General features: G+C 69.2%; 13 protein-coding genes. 3 read left to right on the forward strand and 10 right to left on the reverse strand.

Going from position 1 to position 18,019, the window contains the following annotated elements; translation table 11 throughout:
- Positions 1 to 43: 43 nt before the first annotated feature.
- Positions 44 to 6,832 carry an Ig-like domain-containing protein gene (locus E9228_RS17315; RefSeq protein WP_166779893.1) on the reverse strand — a complete coding sequence of 2,263 codons (6,789 nt, stop codon included), beginning with the start codon at positions 6,830 to 6,832 and terminating at the stop codon, positions 44 to 46.
- 358 nt (positions 6,833 to 7,190) lie between these two features.
- A complete protein-coding gene (locus tag E9228_RS07295) occupies positions 7,191 to 7,514 on the reverse strand; it encodes a hypothetical protein (RefSeq protein WP_110904938.1) in 324 nt (107 codons plus the stop codon).
- A 283-nt stretch (positions 7,515 to 7,797) separates the two neighbouring features.
- Here E9228_RS07295 and E9228_RS17545 point away from each other — a divergent pair, with 283 nt between their 5' ends.
- Positions 7,798 to 8,337 carry a VanZ family protein gene (locus E9228_RS17545; protein ID WP_166779894.1) on the forward strand — a complete coding sequence of 180 codons (540 nt, stop codon included), beginning with the start codon at positions 7,798 to 7,800 and terminating at the stop codon, positions 8,335 to 8,337.
- Between the two features lie 38 nt (positions 8,338 to 8,375).
- Here the strand turns inward: E9228_RS17545 and E9228_RS07305 are convergent, their stop codons facing one another.
- On the reverse strand, positions 8,376 to 8,744 hold the full coding sequence (locus tag E9228_RS07305; RefSeq protein ID WP_166779895.1) for a hypothetical protein: 369 nt from the start codon (positions 8,742 to 8,744) through the stop codon (positions 8,376 to 8,378).
- Positions 8,741 to 9,073: a hypothetical protein gene (locus tag E9228_RS07310; protein ID WP_166779896.1), complete on the reverse strand. Its 333-nt coding sequence runs from the start codon at positions 9,071 to 9,073 to the stop codon at positions 8,741 to 8,743. Before E9228_RS07310 ends, E9228_RS07305 begins: the two co-directional genes overlap by 4 nt.
- Before the next feature lie 122 nt (positions 9,074 to 9,195).
- On the opposite strand from E9228_RS07310, the gene E9228_RS07315 reads away from it, so the two are divergent.
- Both E9228_RS07315 and E9228_RS07320 read left to right on the forward strand, forming a co-directional pair.
- The gene (locus tag E9228_RS07315) at positions 9,196 to 10,356 is read left to right on the forward strand and encodes a TRAFAC clade GTPase domain-containing protein (RefSeq protein WP_166779897.1); all 1,161 of its coding nucleotides are present in this window, start codon (positions 9,196 to 9,198) and stop codon (positions 10,354 to 10,356) included.
- Positions 10,353 to 10,706 carry a hypothetical protein gene (locus tag E9228_RS07320; protein WP_166779898.1) on the forward strand — a complete coding sequence of 118 codons (354 nt, stop codon included), beginning with the start codon at positions 10,353 to 10,355 and terminating at the stop codon, positions 10,704 to 10,706. Before E9228_RS07315 ends, E9228_RS07320 begins: the two co-directional genes overlap by 4 nt.
- A 277-nt stretch (positions 10,707 to 10,983) precedes the next feature.
- Here E9228_RS07320 and E9228_RS07325 read toward each other — a convergent pair whose 3' ends face one another.
- The 6 genes from E9228_RS07325 to E9228_RS07350 all read right to left on the reverse strand — a co-directional run bounded on the left by E9228_RS07325 (position 10,984) and on the right by E9228_RS07350 (position 17,873).
- A complete protein-coding gene (locus E9228_RS07325; RefSeq protein ID WP_166779899.1) occupies positions 10,984 to 11,493 on the reverse strand; it encodes an acyltransferase in 510 nt (169 codons plus the stop codon).
- 249 nt (positions 11,494 to 11,742) lie between these two features.
- A complete protein-coding gene (locus tag E9228_RS07330; RefSeq protein WP_166779900.1) occupies positions 11,743 to 12,300 on the reverse strand; it encodes a hypothetical protein in 558 nt (185 codons plus the stop codon).
- Between the two features lie 451 nt (positions 12,301 to 12,751).
- Complete coding sequence (locus E9228_RS07335; protein ID WP_166779901.1) at positions 12,752 to 14,572, reverse strand: DUF4012 domain-containing protein; 1,821 nt, start codon at positions 14,570 to 14,572, stop codon at positions 12,752 to 12,754.
- Positions 14,573 to 14,611: 39 nt separating this feature from the next.
- Positions 14,612 to 15,583 carry a GDP-L-fucose synthase family protein gene (locus E9228_RS07340; protein WP_166779902.1) on the reverse strand — a complete coding sequence of 324 codons (972 nt, stop codon included), beginning with the start codon at positions 15,581 to 15,583 and terminating at the stop codon, positions 14,612 to 14,614.
- Positions 15,583 to 16,611 (reverse strand): GDP-mannose 4,6-dehydratase, encoded by a 1,029-nt coding sequence (gene gmd / locus E9228_RS07345; RefSeq protein WP_166779903.1) that lies wholly within the window; start codon positions 16,609 to 16,611, stop codon positions 15,583 to 15,585. The genes E9228_RS07340 and gmd overlap by 1 nt, the downstream gene beginning before the upstream one ends.
- Positions 16,608 to 17,873, reverse strand: a complete 1,266-nt coding sequence (locus tag E9228_RS07350) for a glycosyltransferase (protein WP_166779904.1) — start codon at positions 17,871 to 17,873, stop codon at positions 16,608 to 16,610. The genes gmd and E9228_RS07350 overlap by 4 nt, the downstream gene beginning before the upstream one ends.
- Positions 17,874 to 18,019: the final 146 nt, after the last annotated feature.

An 18,019-nucleotide genomic window follows, 5' to 3' on the forward strand; every position in this document is an offset into this window, starting at 1 on the left:
GACGTGGTCCGGGCCTCCCGTCCGGTACGGACTCCCCGCGCGGCTACCGCCGGCGGCGCGGCCCGACCGGCCCCTCGGCCACCAGGCGGCGCCGCAGCAGCAGCGCCGCGCCAGCGAGGAGCAGCGCGAGCGCCCCGAGCCCCAGCCCCGCCAAGCCCGTGCTGCCGGTGAAGGCGAGCTGCGCCACGTGCGCGACGGCGGCGATCCCGACCGGGTAGGTGACCGTGATCGTCGCGGTGACGACCTGTCCGGCGCTGTCCTGGACGGTGTAGTCGATCGTCTCGGTGCCGGAGAACCCGTGCGCCGGGGTGAACGTGACGACCCCGTCTTCGACGTGCCAGGTGCCGGCACCGCGGACGGCGACCCGGTCGGTCATGTGTCCGGTGGCGGGGTCGACCAGGTGCAGCGTGTCGGTGTCGAACGTGGCGCCGCCGGTCGGGCGGTCGTTCTCGAGCGGCTCGACGGTGACGGTGTGCCCGCTGCGGCCGGTGCCCCGGTCGTCGGTGGCGACGGCCGCCGCGACGACCGTGATGGTCGCGGTCGCACGGGTGGTCTGCCCGGAGGCGTCGGTCACCGTGTACTCGAACGTGTCCCGCCCGGTGAACCCGGCCGCCGGCCTGTAGACGTACGACCCGTCGGCCTGCACCCGGACGGTGCCGTGCGCGGCCTTCCGGGCGAGGCTCGTGGTGAGCCCGGTGCCGGAGTCGTTGCGGAGCAGGCCGTGGCGGGCGTCGACGGCGAGCGCCGTACCGGCGACGGTGTGACCGGCGTCGTCCGTCGCGGTGATGCCGACGGTGACGGTGACGGTGGTGTCGACGGTCTGACCGCTGGCGTCCCGCACCGTGTAGGCGACGGTGTCGGTGCCGGAGAACCCGGCGGCCGGCGTGTAGACGAACGTGCCGTCGGCGGCGATGGTGGCGGTGCCGTGGGCTGCGTTCCCGACGGCGACGACGGTCAGCTCCGTGCCGCGGTCGTTGCCGAGGACGCCGGGTCCGCGGACGGTGACGGCCGTGCCCGCGGTGGTGTGCGCGGTGTCGGCGACGGCGGTGGGGGTGACGTCGATCGCGACGCGGGCGACCGCGGTGTTCGCCTCGGTGTCGTGCGCCGTGTAGGTGAACCAGTCACGGCCGGACCAGTTCGCGGACGGGGTGTAGACGTACGACCCGTCCTTCGCGAGCCGGAGCCTGCCGTGCTGCGGCCGGACGTCGACGGAGGCCCAGAGGCCGGTACCGGAGTCGTCGGACAGGACGCCCAGCGCCCGGTTCATCCGCACGGTGCCGTTCGTCGTCGTGGTGCTCCAGTCGTCGACCGCGACGGTGCCGACGAGGACGGTGACGGTGGCCGTCGTCGTCTGCCCGGAGGCGTCGGTCACCGTGTAGGTGAAGCGGTCGGTGCCGGAGTGCCCGACGGCCGGCGTGTAGACGAGTCCGCCGTCGGCGCCGGTCGTGACGGTGCCGTGGGCGGCGTCGCCGTGACCGGTGACGGTGAGGCCGGTGCCGGAGTCGTTGCCGGTGAGGGTGCTGCCGGCGATCGTCAGCGGGGTCCGGCCGGCGGTGCGGAGGACGTCGTCCGTGGCCGTCGGGGTGACGGTGAGGGTGACGGTCGCCGAGGCGGTGCCCCCGGTCGGGTCGACGACGGTGTACCGGAACGTGTCGGTGCCGGAGAACCCGTCGGCGGGGAGGTAGGTGACGGTCCCGGCTCCGGTGATGGTGACCGTCCCGTGCGCTGCGGCTCCGACGCTGCTGACGCGCAGGGCGGTGCCGGAGTCGTTCCGGGTGACGGTGACGGCGACCGGGGTGGACGCCGTCGTGGTGGCGGTGTCGTCCGTGGCCTTCGGGGCGACGGTGATCGTCACGGTGCCGGTGGTGGTGCCGCCGCTGCCGTCGGTCACGGTCACGTCGAAGCCGTCCGGGCCGGAGTAGCCCGGCTCGGGGGTGTACGTGTACGAGCCGTCCTTGCCGACCTCGACGGTGCCGTGGTCGGGCGTGCTGTGGCCGGTGACCTCGAGGTCGGTGCCGGTGGCGCCGGCGAGGACGCCCTGACCGGCGGGGACGACGAGCTGCCCGTCGGCGGTGGCGGTGGCGTCGGGTGCTGCGAGCACGGGGACCACCGTGATGGTGAGGGTGCTCGTCGCGGTGCCGCCGATGGCGTCGCTGACCGTGACGGTCACGGTGTCGGTACCGGACCAGCCGGCGGTGGGCACGTAGGTGACGGTGCCGTCGGCGTCGACCGTGGCGGTGCCGTGCGCACCGTCGGTGACGTCGGTGACGTGCAGGCCGGTGCCGTGGTCGTCCGCGGTCAGCGCGGCCGAGGTCGCGGTGACCGGCTGGCCGGCGGTGGTGGTGCGGGTGTCGTCACCGGCGGCGGGCCGGACGGTGATCGTGAGGATGCCGGTGGCGGTCGTGCCGGAGCCGTCCTCCGCCGTGTAGGTGGCGGTGTCCGTGCCGGAGAACCCGTCGGCGGGCGTGTACGTGTACGAGCCGTCGGCGTGCAGGTCGAGCGTGCCGTGTGCGGGCGTCTGGTCGACGGTGGCGGTCAGGTCGGTGCCGCGGTCGTTCGCCAGGACGCCGTCCGCCGCGCTGACGGTACGGGTCGAGCCAGCGGTCGCGGTCGTGCTGTCGCGCATCGCCATCGGCCCGACCACGACGATGACCGTCGCGGTGGTGGACCGCCCGGAGGCGTCGGTCACCGTGTACGTGACGGTGTCGGTCCCGGAGAACCCGGCCTTCGGCGTGTAGACGACGGTGCCGTCCGTGCCAAGGGTCACGTCGCCGTGGTCGGCGCCGCCGACCGCGGTGACGGTCAGGCCGGTACCGGAGTCGTTGCCGAGCAGCGTGGCCGCCGGGATCGACACGGGCTTGCCGGCGGCGGTCCCGACGGTGTCGGCCATGGCGACCGGGAGGACCGTGACGGTCACCGTCGACAGCGCACTCGGGCGTCCGGTCGCGTCCGTCACCCGGTAGGTGAACGTGTCCGTCCCGGAGGTGCCGGCGGCCGGCGTGTAGGTGACCGTGCCGTCCCGCTCGACCACGGCGGCGCCGTGTGTCGGCGCGCCGACCAGGACGGTGCGCAGGTCGACGCCGGAGTCGTTCGACTGCACGTCGATCGTGACCGGCCGGTTCGCCGAGGTCGCCGCGCGGTCGTCGGCGGTCGCCGGGGTGACGACGAGCGTCATGGTGGCGGTGGCGGGCGTGCCGGCGGCGTCGGTCACCGTGTAGGTGAACGAGTCGTCCCCGGAGAACCCGTCGACGGGCGTGTACTTCACGGCTCCGGTGGTGTCGTCGAGGACCAGGACGCCGTGGCCCGGTTCGGTGTGGTGGGTGATCGCCAGGGCGGTGCCCAGGTCGTTGCCGAGGACGCCGGTGGCCCGGGTGGTGCGGGTGAGGGTCTCCCCCGCACGCACGGTGCCGGAGTCGTCGGTCGCGACCGGGGCGACGGTGATCCGCACGGTGGCGGTGCTGGTGTTGCCGGCGGTGTCGGTGACCGTGTAAGTGGCCGAGTCGGTGCCGGAGGTACCCGGGGCCGGTGTGATCGTGATCGACCCGTCCGTGCCGAGCACGACGGTGGTGTGCGCGCCGTCGGTCACGGCGGTCACGGTCAGGCCGGAGCCGGAGTCGTTGCCGGTGAGGCTGCCCGCGGTGACGACGAGCGGGGTGCCGGCGGTCGTGGTGAGGCGGTCGTCCTGTGCCTTCGGTCGGACGGTCACGGTGACGATGCCGGTGGACTTCCCGCCCGAGCCGTCGGTCGCCGTGTAGGTGAACGAGTCCGGGCCGGAGAACCCGGCGGCGGGCGTGTACCTGTACGAGCCGTCGGCGTGCAGGTCGAGCGTGCCGTGTGCCGGGGCGCGGTCGACCTCCGCGGTCAGGTCGGTGCCCTGGTCGTTGGCGAGCACGCCGTCGGCCGCGCCGATCGTCAGGGTCGAGCCGGCGGTGGCGGTCGCGGTGTCGCGCATCGCCATCGGGCCGACGACGACCGTGATGGTCGCGGTGGTCGACTGCCCGGAGGCGTCGGTCACCGTGTACACGACGGTGTCGGTGCCGGAGAACCCGGCCTTCGGCGCGTAGACGACCGAGCCGTCGGCGGCGACGGACGCGTCACCGTGCGAGGTGCCGGCGGCCTTCGTGATGGTCAGGCCGGTGCCGGAGTCGTTGCCGAGCAGGGTCGTGGCGGGGATCGCGAGCGTCTTCGTGGCCTGGGTGGCCGCGGTGTCGTTCGTCGCGACGGGCGCCACGGTGACGCTGACGGTCACGGGCCCGGTGGTCCGGCCGGCGTCGTCGGTCACCGTGTAGGTGAAGGAGTCCGGGCCCGAGGTGCCGGCGGCGGGCGTGTACTGGACGGTGCCGTCGGTGGCGACGGCGACCGTGCCGTGGGCGGGCTGACCGGCGACCGTGGTGGTCAGGCCGGTGCCGTGGTCGTTCGCCTGCACGTCGACGACGACGGGGTGGTCGGCGGACGTCGTCGCGCTGTCGGCCGTGGCCGCGGGGCGGACGGTGATCGTCACCGTGGCGGACGTCGTCGCACCGGACTGGTCGGTCGCGGTGTAGTCGAAGTGGTCCGTGCCCGAGAAGCCCACGGTCGGCGTGTACGTGTAGGTGCCGGCCGAGGCGTCGAGCACCAGCGTGCCGTGGTCCGGCGTCGTGGAGCTCGTGATCGTCAGGGCGGAACCGGAGTCGTTGCCCAGGACGCCCGTTGCGCGGGTCGTGGTGCTGACGGAGCTGCCGGCGTCGACCGTCGCGGTGTCGTCCGCGGCCTTCGGGGCGACGCGCACGGTGATCGTGACGGTGTCGGACTCGCCGTTGCCGTCGGTGATCGTCACGTCGAAGCCGTCCGGTCCGGAGTACCCCGGGGCCGCTGTGTACGTGGTGGTGCCGTCCTTGCCGACCGACACGGTGCCGTGCGCGGGCGTCGTGTTGCCGGTGACGGTCAGGCCCGAGCCGAGGTCGTTGCCGAGCAGGCCCGGAGCGGCGACCGTGGTGGTCTGTCCGGCGGTGGCGGTGATCGTGTCGGCCTTCGCGGTCGGCAGGACCGTGATGCTGACCGTGCCGGTGATCGTCGTGCCGGAGGCGTCCTTCGCCGTGTAGGTGATCGAGTCCTTCCCGGAGAAGCGGTCGGCGGGCGTGTACGTGTACGAGCCGTCGGCCGCGAGCGTCAGGGCGCCGTGCGCCGGCGCGGAGTTGCCGGTGATGGTCAGGCGCGAGCCGTGGTCGTTGGTGAGCAGGCCGTGGGCGGCGTCCGCGGTGACGGTGGAGCCGGCGTGCACGCTGAAGGCGTCGTCGGTCGCGGTCGGGGTGACCGTGATGGTGACGGTGCTGGTCGAGGACTGGCCGCTGCCGTCGGTGGCGGTGTAGTCGAACTGGTCGGTGCCCGAGGACCCGGCGTTCGGGGCGTACGAGAAGGCGCCGTCCGTGCCGGTCATGGTCAGGGTGCCGTTGCTCGGGTCGGTGTGCTTCGTGACCGTCAGGCCGGTGCCCTTGTCGTTCGCCAGCACGCCGGCGGCGGGGACCGTGAGGGTGGTGTCGACCGGGGTGGCGTAGGTGTCGGCGGAGGTCGACCCGTGCACGAGCTTCAGGGTGTTCGTGAACGTGACGACGACGTCCGTGCCGTCGGTGCCCACGGCCTGCGGGAACGTGAACGCGGCGGTCTGGCCGGTGCCGGACGCCACGGCGGTGCCGCTGTTGACGTCGACGGCCTTCCACGTGGTCGTGTAGTTCGCCAGGTCGGTCGTGCCGAGGGCGGTCTGCGCGACCGTGTACTTCTTGCCCGGCGTGGTGAGGATCGCGCCGGCCTTCTGGTCCTGCAGGCCGGTGGCGCTGCCCGTGGTGCTGGCGCTGGTGCCCTTGCTCGTCGCGGTGATGCCGTCGCCGGAGATCGCGAGTCCGAACTGGTCGCTGCTGTTCCAGCGCTGGTCGACGCTCGTGCGACCGGTGACGGTGTCCGCGTAGTTGCAGGTCGCCAGGTCGCTGGCGTTGTAGTTGCCGACGACCGGGAAGCTCCGGACCTGCGCGCCCGAGGTCGGGTCGAGCTGCAGGAGCGTCGTGGTCGTGGTGGTGTTCGGCGCCGTCCCGGTCGTGGCGGAGTTCGAGACGTAGAGGTAGCCGTCGGACGAGAACGCGATGCCGGGGCTGTTCGTGTTCGTCGGCAGCGTCGCGATCTCGGTGGTCGAGAGCGCCGTCGTGCCCGCGGTGGTGGGGACGGTCTCGGCGTCGACGCGGTAGACCTTGTCGGCCGCGACGACGAAGAACAGGCCGCGGGAGCTGAACGCGAAGTCGCCGTTGCCCGCCTTGAGGCCGTTGATCTGCCCGACCTGGCCGATCGCCTTGCCGGTGGCCGGGTCGTAGGCCATCAGCGCGCCGGTGTTGTCGCCGTAGTAGTAGAAGCCGGTGACCGGGTTGACGGCACCGCGGATGACCGAGCGCACCTTGTCGGTGGCGATCGCGGCGGATGCCGTGTTCGTCTTCGGGTCGAAGGACCGCAGCGTGGCGTTCCCGCCGTTCGCGGCGGCGAACATCGACGTGCCCTCGCGGGAGATGCCGAGGCCGTTGTTCGCCTGGTCGCCCAGGTCGGCGACGTCGACCGTCGCGCCCTTGCTCGCACCCGTCGTGATGTCGATCGCGACGACCTTGCCGGCGCTGTTCGTCGCGTACAGCGTGTTCTGGTCGCAGACGAAGTGGCTGTCCTGCGTCGCCTGCACGGCGGCCGACGCGGGTGCTGCGGAGACGACGGCGGCGGCGCTCAGGCCGGCACCGACGAGCAGTGCGGCGCCGAGCATGGCGAGGGAACGGAGGCCGAGCGCGCGGCGGGGCGCGGCGGAGCCCTGGGGATCAGGCAGCATCAGTCACTTTCGGGTCGAGACAGCGAACCTGGCGCGCTGGAGGACCCGGGGAATCGGAGAACGACCGTTTGCGCCGAGCGTGATCCTGACAGCCCGACCCACTCCGATGGGGACATGACGGGTCCCCAGTAGGGGGGACCAGCGCCGGATTTCCGGGGTACAGACCCCCGGATTGGGGACACTTCCGGCCCGCTCTGGACACGACGAGCAACGCCACTGTCCGGAGAACGTCAAAGCCCCGCCGGTGTTCCGGCGGGGCCCTGGTCATGCTGTTCCGGAGGTCATGCTCCGGGGGGTGCTTCGCTGCTGCGTTCGATCCCTCGTTCTCAGGTGTCCGTGGTCAGTCCGTCAGGTGCGGTCAGTCGACCGGTCGGATGACGGACGGGAGCACGATGTGCAGACGCTCGGCGAGACGCGACTGTGCGTCCTCCAGCGAGCGGAAGTCCCCGACGTACTGGCCGAACGTGTCGGACACGAAGTAGTGCCCGTCGCGCTTGTCGACCGTGCCACCGAAGTAGCCGCCGTAGTTCGCGGACCAGAGGCCGGGTTCGACCTCTGCCCAAGAGAGGGAGGCGCGGGAAGGAGTGTGGGCCACCTGGGCCTCGAGGACGGCGATCGTGTCCACCGTGTCGGTGTCCAGCGTCACCTCGACCTGGTGCACGTCGTGGCTGATGATCGTCATGGCCCTGCTCCTTCACGTTCTGGGGTACATCTGCTTGCGGGACAACGCTACGGCGCAGGCCGAACACCCACCAGCCAGCCCCGTCGATTCACGGGTTCTCCTGATCCGCTCCGGTATCGAACCCCGGAAACCCGGGACGGAACGTCACGTTTCCGGGGTACAGGGGACAAACCGGGGTACTCGCGAAGTGGACGGAATCCAGGAAGGTGGGTCGAGCCTCCCGTCCGGCGGTCCGCCATGCGGTGGACACGGCCGGGAGGCACGCCCCGGTAGCGTCGCTCCCGTGACCCCCGACCATCCCGAGCCCGACGTGCGCGACGTGACGTCGGCCGCGGTCCGCCGGGTGGTCGCCTCCGGACGCGCGCTCCGCCGACGGGGCGGGACGAGCGCCCACGCGACCGGGCGCAGCCGCCGGGTCGCCGGCGCCCTGGCCGTCGCCTACGGGGTGGCGGTGGTCCTCATCGGCTTCTGGGGCACGCCCGTCGACTCGAGGGCGCAGCCGTGGATCGACCGGCTGGTCGGAGCGGCGCACCGGCACGGAGCGCCGAGCTGGTTCGGCTACCCGATGATCGAGTCGCTGGCGAACGTGGCGTTCTTCGTGCCGCTGGGGTTGCTCGTGGTGCTGCTCGCGGGTGCCCGCTGGTGGTGGGCCGGCGCCGCCGCCGGCCTGCTCGTCAGTTCGACGATCGAGATCGGGCAGGCACTGTTCCTGCCGGCGCGGTACGCGACCATCGACGACGTCGTCGCGAACACCATGGGCGCCGTGGTGGGCGCGGTTCTCGGGGTGCTCCTGCTCGGGGTGGCTGCGCGGCGGCGGGCCTGACGGCGTCGGCTTGCTGGCGCCCCTCCCGACCCACCGTCTCAGGAGCCGTTGCCGATGCCCCACGCGCTGAGGTGCGGCAGCAGGCTGCCCAGCCCGAACCCGAAGGCCGGCCCGAGCCCGGTGCGCTTCCGCCCGACCGCACGCGTCGTCACCACCACACCGCTCCACCAGAGCACGGTCGCGACGAGGAGCAGCAGCCCCATCGAGACCCGACTGGCGGTGACGTCGGTGCGGCCGTTGGGGACGTCGATGCCGCCGACGAACAGCATGAGCACCAGGTCGATCGCCGAGAACGCCAGCCCGAGCAGGCCCGTCACGACGAGCGCGGTGACGGACACCCCGATCTGGAGGCCCGAGGCCGGCGGATCCGTCGGCGCACGCCCGCCATCGCGGCGCGCATCGGTCACGACTTCGGCTGCTCGTCGACCTCGACGTGCACGCTGTAGTCCTCGGCGCCCTTGGTGCTGATGGTCACGACCGAGTCGTAGACGACGTCGTACCCCTTCGTGTTGACGTCGCAGTGCACCTGGTCGCCGTCCTTGAGCGCGATGTCCTCGTCGCCGCAGTCGACCTCCGGCGTGGCGTCGGAGATCTCCTGCAGCGCCTTCACCACCGTCGACTCGAAGCTCTCCGGACTCACCGTGCGGTACGCCGACGCCGACGCCGTGCACCCCGCCAGAGTCGTCGCGAGCACCGCCGCCCCGAGGGCAGCCCCCATCACGTGCTTGATCTGCATGCGTGTCCCCCGTCGTGCTGACCCCGACCTGTTGTCGAGCCTTCGTCGACCCTATCCTTCGTGGTTGCTCAGGTCCGGGGTGGCGGGCGGAGTGTGCAGGTGCACCCGCCTACGGTCGGGGCATGGCCTCGACCAGCACCACGATGGAACAGCACATCGCCGTCTTCGGAGGCAGTGGCAGCGGGAAGACCGTCCTGCTCTCGTCGTTCTACGGCGCCGCCCAGGAGCCGCGTGTCCGACGCGCGAACCGGTACGCGGTCACCGCCGAGGACCGCGCGCAGGGGCGGACCCTGCACCGCAACTACCTGGGCATGCGGGACAGCTCCACCGTGCCCAGCGCCAACCGCTTCAGCGCCGCCACTTACCGCTTCGTCATCGAACCCTCGGCCGACGACCTGCCGAAGGGCCGCTCGAAGCAGAAGGCAGCGAAGCCCCTCGGGATCGTGTGGCACGACTACCCCGGTGAGTGGTTCGAGGAGGACCCGAGCTCGGCCGAGGAAGAAGCCCGCCGGGTCGCGACCTTCCGCTCCCTGCTCAGTGCGGACGTCGCCGTCGTGCTCGTCGACGGGCAGCTGCTCGCGGAGAACGCCGGGGAGGAGGAGCGCTACCTCAAGGCGCTGCTCACTGACTTCCACACCGGCCTCTACGCCCTGCGCGACGACGTGCTCGAGGACGGCAAACGCCTGACCCGGTTCCCCCGCATCTGGACCCTCGCGCTGTCGAAGGCCGACCTGCTGCCCGACCTGGACGTCGAGGAGTTCCGCGAGATCGTCATCGGGAAGGCCGGCGGGGAGCTCGACGAACTGCGGAGCGTGCTGCAGAGCTTCGTCGAGGACCCCGACGCCCTGGACGTCGGTGAGGACTTCCTGCTGCTCTCCTCGGCGAAGTTCGAGCCCGGGACGATCGACGTCACCACCCGCACCGGTGTCGACCTGCTGCTGCCGATGACCGCCATGCTGCCGTTCGAGCGCTTCGCGAAGTGGGCCTCCACCCGACAGCGCGGTGCCCAGGTCGCCGAACAGCTGCTGAAGTTCGTCGGCCCGGTGATCGGGTTCCTCGGCACCTCGAAGCTGATGAAGTCCAACCTGGTCGGCGCCGCCGTCAGCATGATCGGTGGCGGCCTCGGCTCGAAGGCGGTCAGCTTCGCCACGAAGAAGGTCGCGAAGGTGAAGGACCAGGCGGAAGCCGAACGAGAGTTCACCACCCGCGTCCTCGCGCGTTTCGCAGAAGACCTGGACCGCGGCGTCGACGACCGGGTCCTGCGCCGAGGAGACGACGCATGAGCTTCATCTGGGCCACCCGTGGCCGCACCTGGGGATTCCGCTTCCTGGCGACCGAGCGGCCCGACCAGGACCCCCTGGCCCGCTACGAGGAGGCGTTCGCCGGCGTCCGCGACGTCCCGGCCACGATCCGGCGGCGGACCGGCATGCTCGCCGTGCGGTTCCCCGACCCCGACGGGCGTCAGGACCGCTCGGGCCGGCCGATCCCCCACGAGTTCGTGCTGACCCCGCCGTTGAGCGACTCCGTGCGCTCCGTCGAGGACGCGGTCACACAGGTGTGGCCGCTGGTGCGGGAGCGGTACGCCGAGGTGTGGGAGCAGCCGAAGGCGCCGGGCTCTGTGTCCGACATGTGACGATCAGCCGTCAAGTTGATGGAGTTCCGCACCAGGGGCACCGAACGACCGTGAGCCGACACGTGCAGGTCGTACGGTCAGCAGGTGAACCCGAATCGCAGACAGTACCGACGTCCCTCCGCTTTCCCGTGGTGGCTGTGGGTGGCAGCACCACTCGCCGTGATCGGCGTGGTCGCCGTCCTCTTGATCGTGACCTGAGGCCAGTCTGGCCGGAGTGGTCGCTACTCAACCGCTCCGGCCAGACGGACTGTCCAAGCCCCGACGATGCTCCCCGGGGTCACCACCACCAGGTCTTCGCTGAGGCCGGCGCAAGCCGGTAGGACTTCGGCGATTGACGGGGGCGGATGAAGCGGGCGGGGACTCCGCCGTAGAGACCGTAAGGCGCCAGATCTTTCGTGACCACAGCGCCCGCCGCGACGACGGCACCCTCACCGATGGTCACACCGGGGAGGACTGTCACACGGGTACTCAGCCACGCGTGGTCTCCGATGACGATGGGAGCAGACTCGTAGGCGAAATCCGGGTCATCCCAGCCGTGCTGAGCCGTCCAGAGATGCACCTGTGTTGAGAGGTTCACGTCCTCACCGATCGTGAGTCCTCCCCGCGCATCGAGGATGGCGCCGTCCCCGATGTTCGCCCGAGCCCCGATGCGGAGCCCGCGGGCCGAGCGCACTTGGAACCCGTGGTAAAGCGTTGCGGTGCCATCGATTTCGGCGCCGAGCATCCTGACAAGACCGACTCGCAACGCGTGCACGGGCAGACGCGACGCGACCACGGCGATCGCCATCTCGACATTGCCGACACGCGACCCAACGAAACTACGAAGACTCACTTCGGACACGCTCCTCAACACTGGAAGTTCGATTGACGGCCCAACAGCTGTCTACCGCTTCTCGATCCGAGCGCCAGGGTCTCGGGCAAGGGCCGACTTTACAGCGGTGTCGCGCCCGTGGCGTCGACGAGCTGTCGAACCGCGACCACGCAAAATCCCCCGGAGCCTTTCGGCCCCGGGGGATTTCACTCAGCGAACTGGAGCTCAGACGGTCTCGCGCTGGCGACGGACCGAGCCGCGCACGACGAGCAGGCCGCCACCGAGGACGACTGCGCCACCGGCGACCCAGAGGGCCAGGGCGGAGACGGTCGAACCGGTGAATGCGAGGGAACCGTTGGTGCCGTTCGAGCCAGCAGCAACCGCAGCGGCGTCAGCCGGCGCGAGCGTGAAGGACGCGACGCCGACGACACCCGAGGTGGCGCCCGTGGCGGTCAGGTTGTAGGAACCCGAGCCACCCACGGGGAGGGTGACGCGGACGGGGAGGGAACCGTCGGCACCGGCGGTGTACGCCTTCGAGACGGTGGTGACGGGCAGCGCGCCGAGCGTCGCCGAGGAAACGCCCGCACCGGTGATCTGCACGTTGACGGTTTCGTTGTTCTGGAACGCACCCGCACTGAAGTTGACGATGACGACGCCACCGGCGACGTAGTTACCCGAGACGGAAACGTTCGAGTCGGGCGCGTAACCCGCGGCGTTGGCGGCGGCCGGCGTTGCGAGCAGTGCGGCGCCAGCCAGCACGACCGCGGCGATGAGCTTCTTCATGAAGTTGTTCCCCTAGTGATCTGATCTGACAGACCCTGATACCAGAGCCCCTGACCTCCGCGGTGATCAATCCCCCACGGCCGTAGATGGCGAGTGCGATTGGCGAAGTTCCCTCAATCTAGCGGAGTTTCACAGTCTGTTGCCACCTGTTATGCAACGAGCACGTGAACTCAGCCTGGATCTACCCCGAGCCTGGGTGGCTCGCCACGCGCACCGCTCGACCCTCGCGAGTCTCCGAGGACATGAAATCCCTGTTCAGAAGGTATTCGCGACTGCCAACCGGTGCACCTTACGCTCGCCCAGAAAGGCTTCGGGGCCACTCAGCTCAACCGAGCCCCCCCGGAGTGGGGGTGCTCCACGACCGCGGATTACGGCGACTCACCCACCGCTCCTCCCATCGAGGAGCACCGCCACGCCACTATCGTTCGCGGCTGCGTCAAAGTTTGTGGCCTCAGCCGACCGGGACGGGACGGGCGCAGTCGAACTGCAACGGCTGCGTCTCGGACTGGCGAACTCCTGGTGTGGACGTTGCTTGCACGCTGGCGGAGGCGTACTTCGCCTCGCCGAGGAATGCCACGCGGAACGTCGTCGTCTGCCCAGGGCCGAGCACTGTTCGCAGTTGGGCGACCGGATGGTCGCCGTCCATCGTGGTCTGGAGCGAAGCGGCCTTGCCGTCCTGCGAAGCACCGAAGTAGATCGCATTGGACGGCGCATAGACGGCGACGAGCGTTTTGATGTTACCGGGCTGGGTCCCGAGCGCACCTCCGCCGGTGACGTACTCGGGCAAGCTGCTCGCCGCGTCTGCGGGTGCGGTGTTCTTCAGCGTCACCTCGACGACAGAGGTCGGCCTTCCGTCCTTACGGCAGACCGAACCTCCCACCGCGACCTTCTTGTCGAGGTAGTAGTCCATCTTCGAACCGGTGCCGTCGTTGAGGTAAACGCCAAACTCACGAGTCTCCTTCGACGCGCTGGGCAGCGTGCCCGCTATCGCGCTCCCGGCGATCTGCTGCTGCTCACCACTGTCAGCACTCCACAGACGGAGTCGACCGTCGGCAGTGCCTTCGGTCAGCGCCACTACCAACTTCTTGGTGTCGAAGCCACCGGTCGAGACCTTGTCGAAGACGGCACTCGCGGCGGAAGCGAAGAAGGCATCCTGCACCTTCGGGTCCGGGTACTTCGCGTAGACGTCGCTCAACAGGAGCTTGACGGCGTTGCTAGACGTCATCGTGTCTCCGGTCGCCAGTCGCACTGGGCCCGTTGCGCGCAGGATGTAGCTCAGGGTCACCGGATCGATCGCAAGGACCCCGTCGACCTGCTGTCCAAACTTCTGCTTCCACATCTCTCGTGCGAGCGCTCCGGTGACATCGAAGCGAGGGGTCAGGTTCACGTCCTGCATGTACCGCCCGGTGATGTTCCCGTAGAGGCTCTCGGTGTCTGTCGACAGCGGGAGGACCGGCTCGTCGTAGGGGCCGAATGACGAGCCCGCCGCTTGGTCACCCAGGCTGATCGCGCCGTCCCTGGCTTGCAGGAGCGCCACCGCGCCCGGGATGCCGCCGCCGGCTCGCAGCTCAGCGTTGTTCTGAAAGAGCAGGAGGTAGTTCCGGTCACCGTCATGGCCGAGCATCGCCGGCGCAAGCTGAACCACTTTGTTCGCTGTGGCCGCCTGCTGCGAGACGGAACTGAGGGCGTTCCGCAGGCGGTTCACCGCAGCGGTGACGGGGGAGAGCGTCGACGTCGTGTCGATCCGCTCGGCGGCGACGTCGGCACGCGTCAGGGTTTTCGTGGCACGAGCGACAGCCGGCTGCGCGTCGACCAACGGCTGCAGGTTGATCCGCCCGTTCTTCGGCGCGAATGCCTGGGCATTCAGATCCACGATGACACGAGCGACCGGGCGGACCGCTCCGGTCGCGACGTCATCGACCACGACGGCCACTTGACGAACAGCGCGAAGGTTCGTCCCGAAGAACGGCGTGTACTGAGCGGCACCCCATACGGGGTCACCGGTCAGGCTGCGCGCTGATCCCGCATTGTCTTGCAGTTGCTCCGCAGTTCGCTTCGCAGCATCGGAGTTGCCGGCAGTGACCTGCGTCTTGAGCGTGTCGACGAGGCTCACCGAGCGCTCGAGGTGCTGCTTGGCCAGCAGCCCCCTGACACCGACCCAGACGACCGCAGCAAGCACGAGCAGAACGATCGCGAGGACGATCCACAACACGACGCGGGGCCCAGACCCCTGGCGTGCAGTAGTGCGTCGCGACTCGGGAAGGTCGGACATGGAACTAATCCTAGGGTCAGGCATGTCCGACCTGTCTCGTCACTGCCGGATCGAGTCCACGTGGGTGCGGTACCAGTCGATGGTGGTCCGCAGCCCGTCTTCCAGTCCGATGCCAGCCGTCCAGCCGGCGTCCGCGAGCTTCGAGACGTCGAGGAGCTTCTGTGGGGTCCCGTCGGGCTTCGTCGTGTCCCACACCGTTTGACCCTCGAACTCGACGATCGACGCGATCGTCTCGGCGATCTCCTTGATCGTCACGTCGGATCCGGTTCCGACGTTGACCTGTTCAGGGCCGTCGTAGTGCTCCATAAGGTGCAGCACAGCAGCTGCCATGTCGTCGACATGGAGGAATTCGCGCCGCGGCGAGCCCGTCCCCCAGTTCTCGACACGGTCGGCACCTGACTTCGCCGCTTCGTCGTACCGACGGATGAGCGCCGGCAACACGTGGGAACCGGTCGGCGAGAAGTTGTCGCCGGGGCCGTAGAGGTTGGTCGGCATCGCGGAGATCCAGTGCTTGCCGTACTGCCGGCGAACGGCTTGTACCTGCATGATGCCGGCGATCTTCGCGATGGCGTACGCGTCGTTGGTCGGTTCGAGGTGCCCGGTGAGCAACGAGTCCTCACGGATCGGCTGCTCTGCGAACTTCGGGTAGATGCACGAGGAACCGAGGAACATCAGGCGCTCCGTGTCGTGCTCCACCGCGGCATCCATGACGTTGACCTGAATCTGCAGGTTCTCGCTGAGGAAGTCGTGCGGGTATGTGTTGTTCGCCATGATCCCGCCGACCTTGGCAGCCGCCAGGACGACGTACCGGGGCTTCTGCTCGGCGAAGAACGCGAAGACCGCATCGCGGTCCTTCAAGTCGAGCTCTGCCGAGGTGCGGCCGACCAAGTCGGAGAAGCCCTCGGCCTCGAGCCTCCGCCACACAGCCGATCCGACTAGCCCACGATGTCCCGCGACGTAGACGCGGTCCGAACGGTCGAGCGGGCCGGGGGTGAAGACGCTGTCGGTCATCAGGACTCCCAGCTCGCGAGGTTGACCTTATCGATCCACGGGCGGCCTTCGTGCTCGAGCGCCTCGATGTCGGCGTCGACCATGATGCGGGCGAGCTTGCCGGTGTCGACTGTCGCCTCCCAGCCGAGCTTCTCCTTGGCCTTGGACGCGTCGCCCACCAGCGCGTCGACTTCGCTCGGACGCAGGTAGCGCTCGTCGAAGCGCACATGATCCTCCCAGTTCAAACCGGCATGCGAGAACGCCGTCGACAGGAAGTCCTTCACCGTGAAGTCGCCGCCTGTCGCGAGCACGAAATCGTCCGGCTCATCGACCTGCAGCATCCGCCACATGCCCTCGACGTACTCAGCGGCGTAGCCCCAGTCGCGGACCGAATCGAGGTTGCCGAGGAAGACGTTGTCTTCGAGGCCCGCCTTGATCCGCGCGACGGCGCGCGTGATCTTCCGCGTGACGAAGGTCTCGCCTCGTCGGGGAGACTCGTGGTTGAACAGGATGCCGTTGACGGCGAACATCCCGTACGCCTCGCGGTAATTGCGGGTCACCCAGTAGCTGTAGACCTTTGCGGCTCCGTACGGCGAGCGCGGCCAGAACGGCGTCTCCTCGTTTTGAGGAGGCGGAGTCGCGCCGAACATCTCAGACGACGACGCCTGGTAGAAGCGGGTGTGGATGCCCGACACTCTGACTGCCTCGAGCATGCGCATGGTGCCGACGCCGGTCACGTCGCCGGTGTGCTCCGGCTCGTCGAATGAGACACGCACGTGCGACTGTGCCGCAAGGTTGTACACCTCGTCCGGCTTGAGCTCGCTGAGGAGGCTGACGAGCCGCGCACCGTCACCGAGGTCGCCGTAGTGCAGGAAGAGCTTCGCGTCCGGGTTGTGGGGATCGACGTAGAGGTGCTCGATACGTGAGGTGTTGAACGTCGATGCGCGGCGGATGATGCCGTGTACCTCGTAGCCCTTGCGGAGGAGCAACTCGGCCAAGTAGGAGCCGTCCTGCCCGGTGATGCCGGTGATGAGCGCGCGCTTCGTCAAACGTTCCCCGATTCCTTGGAAGAATATCTTGCCCGAGGGCGAACCAGCCGCCTCAGGAGCTGAGTAAATGTATCGAAAGATGCTCGGTCGGTGAGCCGCTCCGCCCGGAACCGCAGTCCGTTCGCGCCCCACTTTGCCGCTGACGTGGGGTCGGCCGCCAGCGCCTCGGCAGTGGCGAGCAGGGCACCGGGGTTTCCCGCGGCCACGACGGGACCGGCTTCGGCGAGTCGAACCTCGCTCTCGGTGACACTTCCTGGATCCGTGGCTGCGATGACCGGCAGTCCCGTACTGAAGTAGGACGTCAACTTGCTCGGCACGGCCATCCCTGAAACACCGGCGCGCTCGTTGACCAACAACGCGTCAGCTGAGCCGAGGGCCTGCAAGAACTCGTCATCCGCCAAGCTCTCGACGAATGACACAGCCGGGACGTCTGCGCCGAGCGCAACGAGGTGGTCCCGTTGGCTGCCGTCGCCCAAGAGCACGAATCTGACCTTGCTGCCGGGCCCGACTTCGCGTGCCGCGTCGACCACGTTCTCCAGCCCCTGCTTGACTCCCATGTTCCCGGCATGCAGGACTACGAAGTCGTCATGCGCCCATCCGAGGGCCGCTCGCGTCGCGTCCCGGTCGATGACATCACCATCGCCGACATGCGACCAGTTGCGCACGACAGTGACGTTCTCCGCACGGACACCCATGGTCTGTACGAGCGTGTCGCGGAATCGCTCGTGGATGACGACAACAGCGTCGGCGGATCGAAGACACCAACGCTCCACTGCAGCCACCACTCGCTCCGACAAACTGGACTGACCAGATCCGAGCTCCCGCAGCCCGAGCGAATAGAGGTCTTGCACCCACAACACGACTGGGCGCCGAGACATCAGACGGGCCTTCAGGAGGAGCAACGCCGACGAGATCAACGCGGGTGAGACCAGAACGATGATGTCTGCTCGTCCGAACCGTGTCACAGCGGCAGAGGCCCCGAAGGAGAGTTCTGACAGCGCTCGCGCAATCCCCCCCGGACGGCGGGGAAGGACATGCCGTCGCCGGACCACTCGCACGCCGTTTTCAACTGACGTCACGACCCGAGGTGGTCGTCCGCCGTGAAATTCCCATTGAGGATAGTGCGGAAACGTCGTGATGACTCGGACGCGGTTGGATCCCCGTGCAAGCTCCGACGCAAGACCTGACGTGTACGGCGCTATCCCGGTCGTCTCGGGTGAGTAGTTGATGCCGAGCACCAGCACCGACATCGGCTTCTCCACAGCCGAACGATAACAGTTTGCCGCCAACCTGCACTTTGGCATCGCGTCGCGGGTCGTGGTGAGCCGCGCTGACTTGCTACAGCGCCCGACAAGCGCTGCACCTATGATTGGCTCGGGGCGGATTCGAGCGGGCCTCAACCCCAGCG

The organism is Curtobacterium salicis (assembly GCF_011759505.1).
Classification (GTDB): domain Bacteria; phylum Actinomycetota; class Actinomycetes; order Actinomycetales; family Microbacteriaceae; genus Curtobacterium; species Curtobacterium salicis.